Source organism: Novacetimonas pomaceti, assembly GCF_003207955.1.
Classification (GTDB): Bacteria; Pseudomonadota; Alphaproteobacteria; order Acetobacterales; family Acetobacteraceae; genus Novacetimonas; species Novacetimonas pomaceti.
The window spans coordinates 19,033-33,236 of the sequence record NZ_NOXG01000012.1 but is presented as its reverse complement, the minus strand read 5'-3'; the positions used below and the strand labels follow the sequence as shown (position 1 = coordinate 33,236).

Sequence of the window (14,204 nt, the reverse complement as noted above, 5' to 3'; positions counted from 1 at the left end):
CCTGACAATACATATCCGATGTGTTGCCGTTTCCTGTCCTGCCCGGCCGCATTCATGCACGGCGGGGCAGGGTGGGGATGGTTATATTTCCTCTCGTCCCCGCCCTGCGCGATTGCCTCGTCCGGGCCATTGCATGCCCCGGATGGTGATGTAATCATCATGCCGCGTGATCCGGATGGGTTCATGAAGGCCGCTTTTCCCACGCGCCCGCCACCGGCCGGCGCGCGGATCAGGGCCATCAGGAACCTTTTCGTCCCACGCGGATGGCAAGAGTGGAGAATACCATGTCGGATCAGGCATTCGATGTCGTGCTGGCCCGTTCCGGCCGGACCGTTCACGTGTCTGCGGGACAGAGCATCGCAAATGCCCTGCTGGATGCGGGGATTGATGTGGCGGTGGCGTGCGAGGAGGGCATGTGTGGCGCGTGTGTCGTGCCCCTGCTGGCGGGGGAGGCCGATCATCGCGACACGGTTCTGGGCGATGACGAACAGCAACGCGCGATTGCCCTGTGCTGCTCACGCGCGCGCACGCCATCCCTGACGCTGGATATGTAAACACACGAGCGGCAGGGGCCTATCCGGCCCGGTCCTGCCTTTGCCGTTCATAGACACGCAGGTTGAGGTCGACCAGTTCCAGGATGGGGGTTGAGACCTGTGCTGCGCGGGCACGTTTTACCAGATCGCCAATGATCTGGCATGCCTCCACCGGGGCGCCCTGCATCAGGTCGCGATACATGGAGGATGTGAGGGTGGAATCCGCCTTCGTCAGCATTCGCACGATACCCTCGACATTGTCTTTGGCCAGTGGATATCCGGCCTTCGTCGCGACCGATGTGCATTCGCCGATGACCGCGCGCGCGAAATCCGGGCCGGAAGGCTGGCTTGCGATTTCCCCCACCGTTCCGCGCATCAGGCAGCATATGGTGCCGAGTGACGCCAGCAGCACCCATTTGTTCCACATATCCTGCAGGATATTGGATGAAAGCACCGTGTCGAACCCGGGCGCGGAAAGGGTTTGCGCAATCGTGCGATCCTGCGGCGTATCCGCGCCGGCCAGTTCACCGAAGGAAAGCCTTGGCCGGGGGCCTGTCTGGATAATCCGTCCCTGCTGGTCCAGTCTGCTGACGATGAAGCATGTCCCCCCCATGACGGAGGAAGCGCCGAACCGCGCCGCAAGCATGTCGAGGTGTCGCATGCCGTTAAGCAGGGGGATGATGCGGGTGTCGGGACCGACGGCCGGGGCAAAGTCAGTCATCGCGGCATCAAGGGAATAGGCCTTCACGCTGAGAAGGACGATATCGTACGGACCGTCAATTTCACTCGCCATGACCATTGATGGGCGAACGGTTTCGTCTCCCATGGTGCTGATCAGGCAAAGGCCTTCGGTGTGAATCTGCTGCCTGCGTCGCGGGCGCACCAGAAAGGTGACATCATGTCCCGCCGTGGCCAGCCGGGCGCCAAAATACCCGCCAACAGCTCCTGCGCCGACAATAAGGATCCGGGATCCCATCCGAAACTACTCCCTGTTCCTGTGCCTCATGGTGAAAATCCGGCAACACCCGCGCATAATGTCTGACATCTTATGATTTTTCAGATGAAATGTATCTGATGACCGGGACGGGATCGGATACCGGGCAGGGGAAACGCAAACCCCGTCCCCGGCGTCGCGATGTGTGACAGGCCGTCTGGAAATTGCATGTCCGCGCGCGGATACGTGTGCGGGCACGGGTTGGCGCCCATGCTATGGTCGATGATATAAATAACATAAGGCGGAAATTGCCATGCACGACAATACCCTTTTCTCCCTTTCCGGAAGGCGGGCGCTTGTGACCGGGGCTTCGCGTGGGATCGGCCTGACCCTGGCGCGGGGCCTTGGCCGGTATGGGGCGAAAATTGTGCTGAACGGTCGCCATCCCGAACCGCTGGAGGCAAGCCGCGCCATGCTGGCGGACGAGGAGCTGGATGTCGTGACCGCGCCCTTTGACGTCACCGATCAGGATGCCGTCATTGCAGGGGTCGAAAAAATAGAACGTGAACATGGCCCGATCGATATCCTGATAAACAATGCGGGCATCCAGCGACGCGCGCCACTGGATCAGTTCAGCCGGGCGGACTGGGATGCGCTGATCGCCACCAATCTCAACGCGGTTTTCTTCGTGGGGCAGGCCGTGGCACGACACATGCTGCCGCGCGGGCGGGGCAAGATCGTCAATATCTGTTCGGTGCAGAGCGAACTGGCACGGCCCGGTATCGCCCCCTATACCGCGACCAAGGGGGCGGTCAGGAACCTGACCAGGGGCATGGCAACGGACTGGGCCCGTCACGGCCTGCAGATCAACGGGCTTGCGCCCGGTTATTTCAAGACGGAAATGAATGAAAAGCTGGTGGCGGACCAGGCCTTTACCCAATGGCTGTGCCAGCGCACCCCGGCGGGTCGGTGGGGAAATGTGGAGGAACTGGTGGGGGCGGCGGTCTTCCTGTCTTCCGACGCATCAAGTTTCGTGAACGGGCATGTACTTATGGTCGATGGCGGCATGACCGTCTCTGTATGAAAACAGGCTGGATATTTCACCTGTGTTCGCCGGGGCGGATGGAAATGGGCCGCTTTCCTTTACGGACTGTCCAATAGGTCCGACTTTGGGAACAATCGGGGAAAGCCGCTTTTTTAAAAGCGGCAACCGAAATATTTATGTTCTTGGAGACTGTTTGAAAATAACCTGCTGATAAAATATCAAAAAAGTTTTTGGGCGTCGCCTTTTTTAAAAAAGCGACGTCTTTCGACGCTTTTATAAAAAGCTTCACCAAAAACTTTTCATGACTTTAGCGTGTTGCCGGTCTTTCCCTTTAAAACAGTCTTTTATCATACGGGCTGTTTTCACGAAATCTCCTGATCGCGCAGGGACAGCAGGACTTTTGTCGCCTGCCTGCGATCGGGCGCAAGGGCAAAGGCCGTGGCGAAATCGCGCAGGGGAAACTGCTGCGAAACCAGAATGTCGGCAATTTCGGGATGTTCGGCCAGCAAGGCAAGGGCCGCGTCGAATTCCGTATCGAAACGGAAGGTTCCCCTGTAATCCAGCTCCCGACTGATGATCTGCGCAACCGGCACCGCCACGTCCCCCGGCGGGAACATGCCGACCTGCACCAGTACGCCGCCGCGTCGCGTACGGGCTATGGCCGTTGGCAGGGCGGCTGGCACGCCGGTGGCTTCGAATACGATATCGAATTCTTCCTCCACCGCGACATGACGGGTATTGTGGCACGCGTTCGCGCCAAGCCTGCCCGCGCATCGCAGGGGAAAATCCTCCAGGTCGGTTGTCACGACCCGTCCTGCCCCGTGATGCGCCAGACCCGCCACCAGTAACAGCCCGATCGGGCCCGCCCCCTGTACCATCACATCACGCCCCCGCACGTCGCCCGCGCGCGCAATGGCGTGCAGGGCCACGGACAGGGGTTCGGCAAGGCAGGCCCGGCGCAGGTCCAGGCCGGGGGGGAGATGGTGCAGCTGCGTCGCCCTGACGGTCATCGTGCGACGGAAGCCGCCATCGGTATGCGGATCGCGCGCGGCACTCCCCAGAAACCGCATGTCGCGACACAGGTTCCGCTGTCCCCGCATGCATTCGGGACAGTGACCGCAGGGTCGCGCCGGATGGATGGCCACGGCTTCGCCCGGGACAAAGCCCTTCACATTGCGGCCCATCGCGCCAATAGTGCCAGAGACTTCGTGTCCCAGAACCATCGGGGCATGCAATACCGACGCGCCGACGCCCCCATGGGCGAAATAATGCAGGTCGGAGCCGCATATGCCGCCCCACGCCATGTCCACGCGCACCTCATCCGGGCCGGGAGGGGACTGGGGCGCGGGCTCCAGCCTCAGGTCATGCGGGGCATGGATGACCAGTGCCTCGGTCAGGGAAAAAACGGCCTCTTCATGGCCGACCTTGTGATCCACACTATCCACGTTCCTAACGCTCCCCGCCTGTTGCGGGCTTCTGGCCGCATGTAACCGTCAGGTGCGGGTTACAGGGCCGGAAAGCCATTTCCACGGTTTCTTCCGGGTCAGCGCGGCGCCCCGGGGCGCCGCCGCTTCCTAACGGGGCATCAGGCAATCTGGTTTCCCGCCAGTCGGGACAAAGCCTGCCGCTGGACAGGGAACACCCCTTACTGCGCCGTGCGATAGGGGGCGATGCCGCGACCCTCGTTATTGATATCGACACGGTGGCCGACCATCGGCAGCGCGCGATGGTGGCAGTTTTCGCGCGTGCAGGCGCGGCAGCCCGGCCCGATCGGGATGATCATGCGCGGATCCTTCAGGTCGAGGCCTGCGGAATAGACAAGGTGTTCGGCATCCGCGATGGAGCAGCCCAGGACGACCGCGGTCAGGCGCGGGCGGTCAAGGTAGGAGATGCTGCTACGACCGACGGTGCGCGCGATGTTGAGATAGACGGCGCCATCGGTCGTCTGTGACATCTGGACCTGCACCTGCAGGGGCGTGCTGAACGCACGGAAAATATTCCACAGCGGGCACGGGCCGCCGAAACGGGACTGGGTAAAGCGGTTGGCGCTGAAGCTCTTGAGGATGTTGCCAGCTATGTCGGTTTTGAGAAAGTAGAAGGGAATTCCTTCGCTGCCCGGCCGCTGCATGGTGCTGAGCCTGTGACAGGCCTGTTCGAAACTGACGCCGAAATGGCGTTGCAGCCGTTCCAGATCATGGCGCACCTCGTGGGCGGTTGCGCGAAACCGCTCGTAAGGCAGCAGCAGCGCCCCGGCGAAATAGTTGGTCAGATAGACGCGCGCCAGGCCCCGGGCCTCGCTCTCACGCAGGCGGGAGCGGCGGATGGTGCGCGCGAACACGTCCTGATGTTCAATCTGACCCAGCGCCTGCGCCATCCAGAACGTACTGCTTTCCGACGGCACGATGCGCGACAGGAACAGGGTGCGCTGTCGCCGGTCCATGCGCCACATCAGGCCCTTGTGGTTCAGGCTGAGGTCAACCTCGGTGCGGATGCCGTGATGGTCCAGCAGATAGCGGGCAAGCTGTTCGGCGGGGCTGCCGTCATCCAGTCGCATCAGTTCGAACTGGTGTTCGGCCGTGCGGTCGACCTCGTCAAAATAATTCCGCTGGGCCTGAACCCAGTCACTGACGGCCTCGTACGGCTCCACCCGGTCGGGTGCCTCGAACGTGCCGGCGCGTGAGGGGGGGCTGCTGCCGACCAGCGGAGTGGCGGTATGCTCCTGCTGCAGCAGGTAGGCGCGGTAAAGCCGGATGAACTGCGCGCACAGATCGGGCGCGACCCGCATGGCGGCCTGAATGCTGTCCAGCCTGACGGCCTGCATGTCGAAGACGGGATCAGCCATTATCTCACGCAGGGTCTGTATGCCGCGCGTTTCCTCGGTATCGCTGAAATAATCCACGCCCACGCGAAAGATGTCACACAGCGCATTGAGCAGCGGCAGAGGCAGCGGCCTGACGTCATGCTCGATCTGGTTGAGGTAACTGGCCGATATGCCAAGCCTCGCGGCAAGGGCGCTCTGCGTCATGCCCGTGCGGTTGCGCTGATGACGGATACGCGATCCGGTGAAGGTTTTGGTGGCGGGCTTTTTCATCTTCGCAATCTTTGCAATTCGCACCGTGGCGTTCGCACCTTTAAACGGCAAAACGTCTTCCGCCCGCAACCGCGATTTGTCACAGTCCGGGACAAGAAAAAGAAACAGGGACAGTACCGATGAAATGCCATGACCGGGCCACGGCCCCGACGGACGACATGTTTTTGTGGAATTCCGCAATGCGTCCGGTGGCATCTTTAACTGGATGCCGGGCGGAACTGCGCCCGGCATCGCTTTCATCCGTATAAGTCACGCGCACCCTCTCCTTTAATTGACTGCTGCGCCGCGCATCGCGGGTGCCGGGGCGGTTGAACGACGGAAGCAGGTCCATGATCGGCAAAACCTATGACAATGTCTCCATCCTGCCTGTCGCCCATGCGCGGCAGCGCTTTGGCCAACCGGCGGATTACGCGGTAATGTCGCGTATCCAACCGCTGCCACGACACGCCCCTCCCGTTCCGAATATCTCCGCCCTGTGCATTGACCGCCATCTTGGCGATCATGGGGACAGGATCGCGATATCCTGGGATGGGGCAGGCGCACGACCGGACAGGCGGGTGTCCTACAGGACGTTGCATGAGGAGGTCTGTCGTCTGGCAAACGCCCTGACGGATCAGGGCGTGCAGCGCGGCGACAGGGTTGCGATCCATCTGCCGCTGATGGTCGAAAGTATAGTGGCAGTACTCGCCTGTATCCGTATCGGCGCGGTGCATGTCGTACCGGGCGAGGATCTGGATGCGCCTTCCCTCGCGGAACGGCTGGCGGAATGCGGGGCGGTTGCCGTGCTGACAGGCCATGACGCAGGTGATGTCGCGGACCATGCATCGCCAAAAGCCGTGCTGGACAGGGCGCTTGCCATCATCGGTTCACGTTGCCGGATGCAACTGGTCCTGGTTGTCGGGCCCGGTGGGGAGGACGTGCCGATGAAGCCGGGCCGCGATCACAATTATGATGCCATGGTGGACTGGTACGAACCAGATTTCACGCCGGTGGTCATGTCGCCGGATGATCCGCTGTTCCTGCTCCATCCCCCCGGCAGGTCAGGCAGGACGCGCGGCGTGACATATACGGCGGGCAGGTACAGCCGACTGACCACCTATGCCATGGACATGCTTGCGCCCAGGGGCAATGTGGAGATTCCCGGCAGCCTGCTCGACATGGCATGGAACGCGGGGCAGACCTCGCTGCTGGTAAGCATGCTGGCAAAAGGCGGCACCATCACGATCCCCGCAGGCGGCGCCCGGCTGGAGGGCTGCTGAACCAGATATATGGACCTGAATGCGCCTGACTTTCACAACTTTGTTTTCAGCCTGAGAAAACCGGCCCGACAGGGTGACGTTTGAAGTAAGTCGTGCCCGTTACCGAATACAGGGCAATAAACAATAAATAAAAATTAAACATTCAGCTGCTTCCCACAACTGACAACAGAAGACACGCCCCCTCGGGAAAAAGCGTGCATATATAATGGAGAGGGCCTGAAATTGTCCCTGTTTATCCAATGAATACCCCAATCGGTTGGGCCTTGATTGGCGCGAGTAACGTGGCACGGCAATGGATTATCGACGCCATTCGCGCGCAACCTGACAGCACGATCCTGAACGTGCTGAGTTCAAGCGAGGAACGCGGCGCCGGATTTGCGGCCGAAAACGGCATTCCCGCCCATACGACGGACATCGACGCGATCCTGACGGACCGGAAGGTGGATGCCGTCTATATCAGCACCGCCAACCAGTTTCACTGTCGCCAGACACTGGCGGCAGCGGCGGCGGGTAAAAATGTCCTGTGTGAAAAGCCGATCGCCCTTGATGTGGCCGATGCCCAAAAAATGATCGTCGCCTGTCGCGAGGCGGGCGTGGTTCTGGGGATCAATCATCACCTGCGCTGCAATGCCATGCACCAGAAACTGCGGCAGCTCCTGCGGGAAGGGACGATCGGCAGGCTCAATGCCGTGCGGGTGTTCCATGCCAATTTCCTGCCCGAAGCGCTGCATGGCTGGCGCGTCAACGATCCGGACGGGGGCGGGCTGATTCTCGACAGCACGATCCATGACATCGACACGCTGCGTTTCCTGATCGGAAGCAACCCGACGCATGTCATGGCCATGACGCAGAGCGGTCGCCTTGCCCACGATGGCGTGGAGGACGGCATCATGGTCGTCATGCGTTTCCCCGGTGACGTGCTGGTGCAGATCCATGGCTCCTATACCGTTCCCTTCTCCGAAGGGGGGGTGGAGTTCTACGGGAGCGGGGGCGTCCTGATCGGTCGTGACTGCATGAGCCAGCGGGCCGCGGGCCGGCTGTTCATGCGCAATGCCGACGGGGAACGGGAAATACCGGTTCAGCATCACAACCTCTATCACTACGCGCTTGCTGCATTCAGCAGTGCGGTGCGGGGCGCGGGGCACCCCGCCGCGACCGGCGAAGATGGCCTTGCCGCCCTGGCCATCGCGCTGGCCATTCGTGAATCGGCCCGTACGGGTCGTCAGATCGAAGTGGAAATCCCATGACACAAGCAGCATTCGGGGCCATCGGCGCAGATGGCCGGATAATGGGGCCGCCGGTCCGCCTTGCCCTGACGGTAAGCGAACTGCGTCGCGCGGCATGGACATGCTCGTTGGGAAGCGCGCTGGAATATTATGATTTCGCGCTCTACAGCCTGGCCTCCGCACTGGTTTTCGGGCCACTTTTCTTCCCGTCGGCCACGCCGGTCACCAGCCTTATCGCCAGCTTTGCGACCTATTTTGTCGGATTTGCCGTCCGTCCCATCGGCGGAATCATTTTCGGCCGCCTTGGGGATCATATCGGCCGCAAAAAGGTCCTGCTGATGACGGTAACCCTCATGGGGCTTGCCAGCACGGCCATCGGGCTGATCCCTACCTATCAGACAATAGGGATATGGGCGCCCGTCCTGCTGATTACGGCCAGGATGCTCCAGGGACTGGGGGCAGGGGCGGAGCAGGCGGGGGCGGCCGTGATGATGACGGAATACGCCCCCCTGGGTCAGCGCGGCTTTTACGCATCGCTGCCGTTCCTGGGCATCCAGATCGGCACGATCATCGCGGCGCTGGTCTATTGCAGCCTGCTGTTCGGGGTGACGGACATCACGCATTCATGGATATGGCGACTGCCGTTCCTGGTAAGCGCCGTAATCCTGGTGGTCGCGCTTTACATGCGCCTGAAACTCAAGGAATCCCCAACTTTCGAAACCATCCAGCGCAAGGTGGCGGAAGAGCGTGAATCCCTTGCTTCCCTCCTGCGGAGTTCATGGCGTACGATCCTGGCGGGAATTGGCGTACGGATGGCTGAAAATGGCGGCTCGTCCATCTATCAGGTGCTGGCGGTCAGCTATCTGGTCAATACGATGGGCCTGCCCGGTCTGTGGGGGACCACATCGCTGATCACGGCTGCCATCGTCGGTGGCTTTACCGTGCCCGCCGCAGGCATGCTGAGCGACAGGTTCGGGCGGATAAGGACATACCGCACCTTTGCCATCTTGCAGGCCGTGACGGCGCTGCCGGTATGGTATGCCTTCAGCACCGGGCGTCCCGTGCCGGCCGTGATCGCCCTGTCCGTGGCGCTGGGCGTGACCACGTGGGGCATGTTCGGAACGCAGGCCGCGATGCTGCCGGAAATGTTTGGCGCCCGGCACCGCTACATGGCCGTGTCGATGTCGCGTGAAGTCTCGGCGGTGATCGCAGGCGGCCTGACCCCGCTGGTCGGTTCGTGCATCATCAGGTGGGTTGCGACCTTTTCGCCGAACGCGGCGCATCCGGGCCAGATGTCATGGCTGCCAATCGCGGCCTATGTCATGTTCCTTGCCGGCATTACCATCGGCACGACCTTTATCATACCGGAATGTCGCGACCGCGACCTCGTTGAACAGCACGACATCCTGTAGTTCATTTTTATTTCATAATGGAAAATATATACATGCAAACCGTTACGTCGTCCGATGTCGCGCACCTGCTGCAATCCGTGCGGAACGGAACAGCTACGCCACCCGCGCGGGTGCCTGACAGCCTGATCCCGCGCTCCATCGAGGAAGCCTATGCCATACAGGATGAGGTCGGGCGTCATCTCGGGCCGGTCGCGGGATGGAAAGTCGGATCGGAAACACCTGAGTCAGAGCCATTCTGCGCGCCCATCCATGCCGCGACCCTGTTTGGCGACGACGCCGTCATCCCGGCCGATCTTTGCCGCCACCGGGGCGTGGAGGCCGAAATCGTCTATCGGTTTGAGCGCGCCCTGCCGCCGCGCGCCGGGGAATGGACCCGTGACGAGGTGCTTGACGCCATTGGAACGATCCATCCGGCCATCGAGATTCTGGATACCCGTTTTGAAAAACCCGGTTCACAGCACAAGCTTCTCCACACGGCGGACCAGCAGAGCCACGGCGCCCTGATCGTGGGACACGGCGTGACGCAATGGCGTAAATTCACGCCGGTGACGCAACGGGTGATCCTGTCCATCAATAAACGGAACGTGGTCGAGCATATCGGTGGCAATTCCGCAGGCGATCCCCTGCGGCTGCTGGTGTGGCTGGCCAACCATGCCTCGCGGCGGAAAATCGGCATCTCCGCCGGCAGCGTTGTCACGACCGGTTCGACGACCGGAACCATCTTTGTCGGGCATGATACCGAAATTGAGGCCGACTTTCCCGGAATCGGCAGCGTGCATGCCCATCTTTCCTGAACTGGAAACCTGAAATCATGAAACCCGAAATTCTGCTTATTGAACCGATGATGCCTGACATCGAAAGACAGCTTGACGCGGCCTATACCGTGCATCGCTTTACTTCGATTGCGCAACTGAAGGACATCGCGGGCAATATACGCGGCATTGCAACGGGCGGTGCCACCGGCGTGCCGCAGGACGTCATGGACAGCCTGCCCGCCCTTGAAATCATTGCCATCAATGGAATTGGCACGGATGCCGTCAACCTGACGCAGGCCAAAGAACGAAATATCCGCGTCACCACCACGCCGGGCGTCCTGACCGATGACGTCGCGGACATGGCAATCGGGCTGATCCTGTCGCTGTTGCGGGGCCTGCCCGCAGGGGATCGGTATGTGCGTGACGGGGAATGGGGCCGTAAATCCGCCCCGCCGCTGGGGCGCAAGGTGACGGGCAAGAGGCTGGGAATTATCGGCATGGGGCAGGTCGGCCGGGCGATCGCCCACCGTGCCCAGGCTTTTGCAATGCCTGTCTCCTACACCGATCTGCGGGATTTCGGCCTGAAGGATCATACGTTTGTTCCGGACCTGAAAACCCTGGCGCGCGATAGCGAGGTTCTGGTGGTCGCGGCATCTGGCGGCGCGGGATCACGGCATCTGGTCAGTCGCGAGGTCATGGAAGCAGTGGGGCCAGAGGGTTTTCTGGTCAATGTTGCCCGTGGTTCGGTCGTGGATGAACAGGCCCTGGCGCAGGTGCTTGAGGCAGGGAAGCTGGGTGGCGCGGCACTTGATGTGTTCGAACATGAACCCGAGGTGCCTGCGGCGCTGCGCCATTCCCCCCGCACGGTATTGCAGCCCCATCGTGCCAGCGCAACCGTGGAAACACGTCTGGCGATGGGCGAACTGGTTGTCAGGAACCTTGCTGCCCACTTTGCGAACCAGTCCTTGCCGACCGCCGTGATCTGAACGGACAGACTGCGTGCAGGATACGCCCCGCGCGGGCGTATCCGCCATGGATCGCCACAGGCAGCCAGACCGACATGGGCTGCCTTTCCCCCATATCGCCATAAATTCCCAAGTAATTCTTCCGCATGGGAAGATTTATTTACAATAATAAAAAATAGATTCAATCGGATCAGAATGGATGCGTACGCTCCTTACAGTGATTATGGCATTCCATCGTCAAAAACTGGTTTCCAGAACAGCAGTCCGGATCATTACCGTCGCAGGCATGATGGTGTGTGGTCAGGCGATGGCGCAGACTTTTCAGGACAATTCAAACAGCGACGCCAGGCTGCGCGTGGCGACGCCCCTTATGGCCCATCCGTCGAACTCACCAGTCGTGCCGGCATTTTCACGACCGGAAGCTGTGTTTTCGGATCCATTCGGCATGACGTCATGGCTGCGCGCGCGCGGCATTGCGCTGACAATGGATAATACCAATGAATACACGGATGCCATTACCGCCCCGACGCCCGGTCATCCGAATTACAAGCAGGGATCAAGCAATGCGGGACAGGTCAATACAGCCCTGCATATCAACTGGGAAAAGATCCTCGGGCTGAAAGGATTTGCCACCCATACGCTGTTTACCAGCAGATATGGCACGACCGCCAACCGTATGATGGGCGACTGGCTGGCGCATTCGTCAGAAATATACGGGGGCGGGGGAAATGTCGTCGTCCATCTGGTGACGGCGTATGGAGAAGAAAACCTGCTGGGCGGTCGCGTCAGTATCGCTGGCGGCCGCTTGACGGAAATGAGCGAGTTCAGCGCCAGTTCGCTTTTCTGCAACTTCCAGAACAACAGTTTCTGCGGGCGTCCCAAGGCGGCCATCGATAATCAGTACATTACATCCTATCCTGCGGGAGAGTGGGGATTTCGTGTCCGTGGGCGTCCGTCACGCTACATCTACATACAGGCGGGCGTCTATTTTGCCGAACGCGGAATCTATGCCAACAGCCAGCACCGGACAGGCTTTCATTTCAATTCGTCAAATATCGTCGGACAGCTTGCCCCGATCGAATTCGGATGGGAACCCCTGTTTGGCCGGCAGCATAAACTGCCGGGACATTACAAGATCGGCGCCCAGCTGATTTCCGCCCCCAATCCGGACAATTACTATGATGCGGCGGGGCAGCCTTATGCCCTTTCAGGAAAAACCGCCCGCAACCACCAGCAGACATGGAGCACATGGTTTGAAATTGACCAGAAACTCCTCCATCATTCCTACTCCAATTCCGAAGGCGGCCTGACCACGATGGCTGGCGTGATCTATAATGATCCGCGCACATCACTGCGTAATTATGAGACATACGTGGCATTCGTTGATCGCGGTTTCCTCAGAAGCCGGCCCTATGATTCCCTGGGCGTCGTCATGACCTATGTGAAAATCGCCCCTGGCGTCTCGGCCACCGATATGCTGGACCTCAACATGGTGCCGGAAAAAACGGCGCCCAACCACGCGACAGGGGTGCAGGGCCACGCGACAATATTCGAAACGGACTATCAGGTTCACGTCATGCGCGGCGTGGTGCTGGCCCCGGACTTCCAGATTTATTTCCATCCCAATGCGCAGAGAAACCTCAGGAATGTGGAATTCATAGGTTTCAAGTCACAGATACAGATTCTGTAACCGGGGCCTGAGCGCGCAATTTCAGTGTATTACGAGACCTTCTTTTCAAACAGCGCTTTTGGGCGCGCGTCCGCAGCGGTGTGGTGTCGCGGCCTGTCTCATGTATCCTGCTGGGCGGCGTTCTTTTGTGCCTTCAGCTTCGCCAGTTCCTCCAGATGCGCGCGATAGGCGTCGTAATGCTCCGGCGCGGCATGCTTGAAATGCGGATCATCCAGATGCGGCACCCTGCCATGATGGCCGAAATTCACCAGTCGCGCCTCCAGAAGGTGGATCTTGCCAAAGAGGTCGAACTGGATCGCCAGAACCGCCAGCGACGAACCGGCGAACGGTCCGATCAGATAGATCCAGAGGTTGGTCCATTCCCCCGCGAACAGGGCTGGCGCAAGGCTGCGGGCGAAATTGACGCTGTTGCCAGACAGCCATGCGGTAATGGGATTCATGACCAGAAAGAAAATGCCGCCAATCCATGGCGTCACGGCCTTGTACCGGGGATGGGCCGCAAGCCAGTAGAGCGTGATGATCAGCAGTCCGGTGACCAGTGCCTCTGACCCCAGCGCATACCATACCGAAATCTTGGTATAGGGAATGGTCGCGCCATAATGCACTTCGGACGACAGGGTGCGCCATGAGGCAAAAACCATGCCCATGCCATATACGGCGGCAGTCCCGAACAGGGCGCCGATAACCTGCGCGATGGCATATCCCAGAGCATCGATCCAGACAATTTTCTTCGACAGCATGAAGGCAAGGGTGACGGAGGGATTAAGGTGCGCCCCGCTGATCTTGCCAAACGGCGTCATCGCCGCCGCCGTGCCGGCCATGCCAAAACACAGGCCGCACAGCGCCGTCTGGATATTGGGGTAGGGGGCAAGCAGGCGGCCAAGGAACGTATCAGGCGCGGTCAGCAGTATGACGCATACAAGCCCCACGATCATGAGGACCGCCGTCGCAAGGGCCTCACACCAGTAGAGACGCCAGTGGAACGGGCGTTCGGGATGTGGTTCCCCCGACAGGGGACGGTCATGGAAGTGGATATGGAAATGGGGCCAGTGGATATGCGGCAATCGCACATGAGGAAGATGGAAATGAGGTAAATGCATATGTGGCATATGAAAATGCCGATGCCCGCCATGCTTTTCCGTATCGTCCTGATGTTCTGACATCGCTCTTCTCATGTATTCGTTATGTCATAAAAATATGAATATATCTTATTTTACATTTTGTTTTCTGCATTCCTTTTATAGACTTAGATCATTGGAATGAATTTTCAACGTCAATACATCGTGAATATATG

At 60.0% G+C, this 14,204-nt stretch carries 14 protein-coding genes; 8 read left to right on the top strand and 6 right to left on the bottom strand.

Going from position 1 to position 14,204, the window contains the following annotated elements; all coding sequences use genetic code 11:
- Positions 1-284 precede the first annotated feature (284 nt).
- Positions 285-554 carry a 2Fe-2S iron-sulfur cluster-binding protein gene (locus tag CFR71_RS16895; RefSeq protein WP_239019265.1) on the top strand — a complete coding sequence of 90 codons (270 nt, stop codon included), beginning with the start codon at positions 285-287 and terminating at the stop codon, positions 552-554.
- Between the two features lie 19 nt (positions 555-573).
- Here CFR71_RS16895 and CFR71_RS10455 read toward each other — a convergent pair whose 3' ends face one another.
- Entirely contained in the window at positions 574-1,509 is a 936-nt protein-coding gene (locus tag CFR71_RS10455; RefSeq protein ID WP_110530857.1) for a ketopantoate reductase family protein, read from the bottom strand.
- 271 nt (positions 1,510-1,780) lie between these two features.
- Between CFR71_RS10455 and CFR71_RS10450 the strand changes: the two genes are divergently transcribed.
- The gene (locus CFR71_RS10450) at positions 1,781-2,551 is read left to right on the top strand and encodes an SDR family oxidoreductase (RefSeq protein WP_110530855.1); all 771 of its coding nucleotides are present in this window, start codon (positions 1,781-1,783) and stop codon (positions 2,549-2,551) included.
- Between the two features lie 16 nt (positions 2,552-2,567).
- On the opposite strand, the gene CFR71_RS16195 is transcribed toward CFR71_RS10450, so the two are convergent.
- From CFR71_RS16195 to CFR71_RS10435, 4 genes are all read right to left on the bottom strand, one after another.
- Positions 2,568-2,801 (bottom strand): hypothetical protein, encoded by a 234-nt coding sequence (locus CFR71_RS16195; protein WP_133251133.1) that lies wholly within the window; start codon positions 2,799-2,801, stop codon positions 2,568-2,570.
- A 73-nt stretch (positions 2,802-2,874) separates the two neighbouring features.
- Positions 2,875-3,957: an L-idonate 5-dehydrogenase gene (locus tag CFR71_RS10445; protein WP_110530853.1), complete on the bottom strand. Its 1,083-nt coding sequence runs from the start codon at positions 3,955-3,957 to the stop codon at positions 2,875-2,877.
- 200 nt (positions 3,958-4,157) lie between these two features.
- The gene (locus CFR71_RS10440) at positions 4,158-5,603 is read right to left on the bottom strand and encodes a helix-turn-helix domain-containing protein (RefSeq protein WP_110530851.1); all 1,446 of its coding nucleotides are present in this window, start codon (positions 5,601-5,603) and stop codon (positions 4,158-4,160) included.
- Between the two features lie 79 nt (positions 5,604-5,682).
- Complete coding sequence (locus CFR71_RS10435) at positions 5,683-5,934, bottom strand: hypothetical protein (RefSeq protein WP_110530848.1); 252 nt, start codon at positions 5,932-5,934, stop codon at positions 5,683-5,685.
- Between CFR71_RS10435 and CFR71_RS10430 the strand changes: the two genes are divergently transcribed.
- From CFR71_RS10430 to CFR71_RS10405, 6 genes are all read left to right on the top strand, one after another.
- Positions 5,933-6,862, top strand: a complete 930-nt coding sequence (locus CFR71_RS10430) for an AMP-binding protein (RefSeq protein WP_110530846.1) — start codon at positions 5,933-5,935, stop codon at positions 6,860-6,862. The two genes, CFR71_RS10435 and CFR71_RS10430, sit on opposite strands and share 2 nt — an antisense overlap.
- A gap of 239 nt (positions 6,863-7,101) precedes the next feature.
- The gene (locus tag CFR71_RS10425) at positions 7,102-8,109 is read left to right on the top strand and encodes a Gfo/Idh/MocA family protein (RefSeq protein ID WP_110530844.1); all 1,008 of its coding nucleotides are present in this window, start codon (positions 7,102-7,104) and stop codon (positions 8,107-8,109) included.
- Positions 8,106-9,500 (top strand): MFS transporter, encoded by a 1,395-nt coding sequence (locus tag CFR71_RS10420; protein ID WP_110530842.1) that lies wholly within the window; start codon positions 8,106-8,108, stop codon positions 9,498-9,500. The genes CFR71_RS10425 and CFR71_RS10420 overlap by 4 nt, the downstream gene beginning before the upstream one ends.
- A gap of 32 nt (positions 9,501-9,532) precedes the next feature.
- Positions 9,533-10,294 (top strand): 2-keto-4-pentenoate hydratase, encoded by a 762-nt coding sequence (locus CFR71_RS10415; protein ID WP_110530902.1) that lies wholly within the window; start codon positions 9,533-9,535, stop codon positions 10,292-10,294.
- 17 nt (positions 10,295-10,311) lie between these two features.
- A complete protein-coding gene (locus tag CFR71_RS10410; RefSeq protein WP_110530840.1) occupies positions 10,312-11,241 on the top strand; it encodes a 2-hydroxyacid dehydrogenase in 930 nt (309 codons plus the stop codon).
- A 286-nt stretch (positions 11,242-11,527) separates the two neighbouring features.
- Positions 11,528-12,910, top strand: coding sequence for a carbohydrate porin (locus CFR71_RS10405; protein ID WP_239019307.1), 1,383 nt, complete (start codon positions 11,528-11,530; stop codon positions 12,908-12,910).
- Positions 12,911-13,008: 98 nt separating this feature from the next.
- Here the strand turns inward: CFR71_RS10405 and CFR71_RS10400 are convergent, their stop codons facing one another.
- Positions 13,009-13,980 carry an MIP/aquaporin family protein gene (locus CFR71_RS10400; protein ID WP_239019306.1) on the bottom strand — a complete coding sequence of 324 codons (972 nt, stop codon included), beginning with the start codon at positions 13,978-13,980 and terminating at the stop codon, positions 13,009-13,011.
- Between the last annotated feature and the right edge of the window lie 224 nt (positions 13,981-14,204).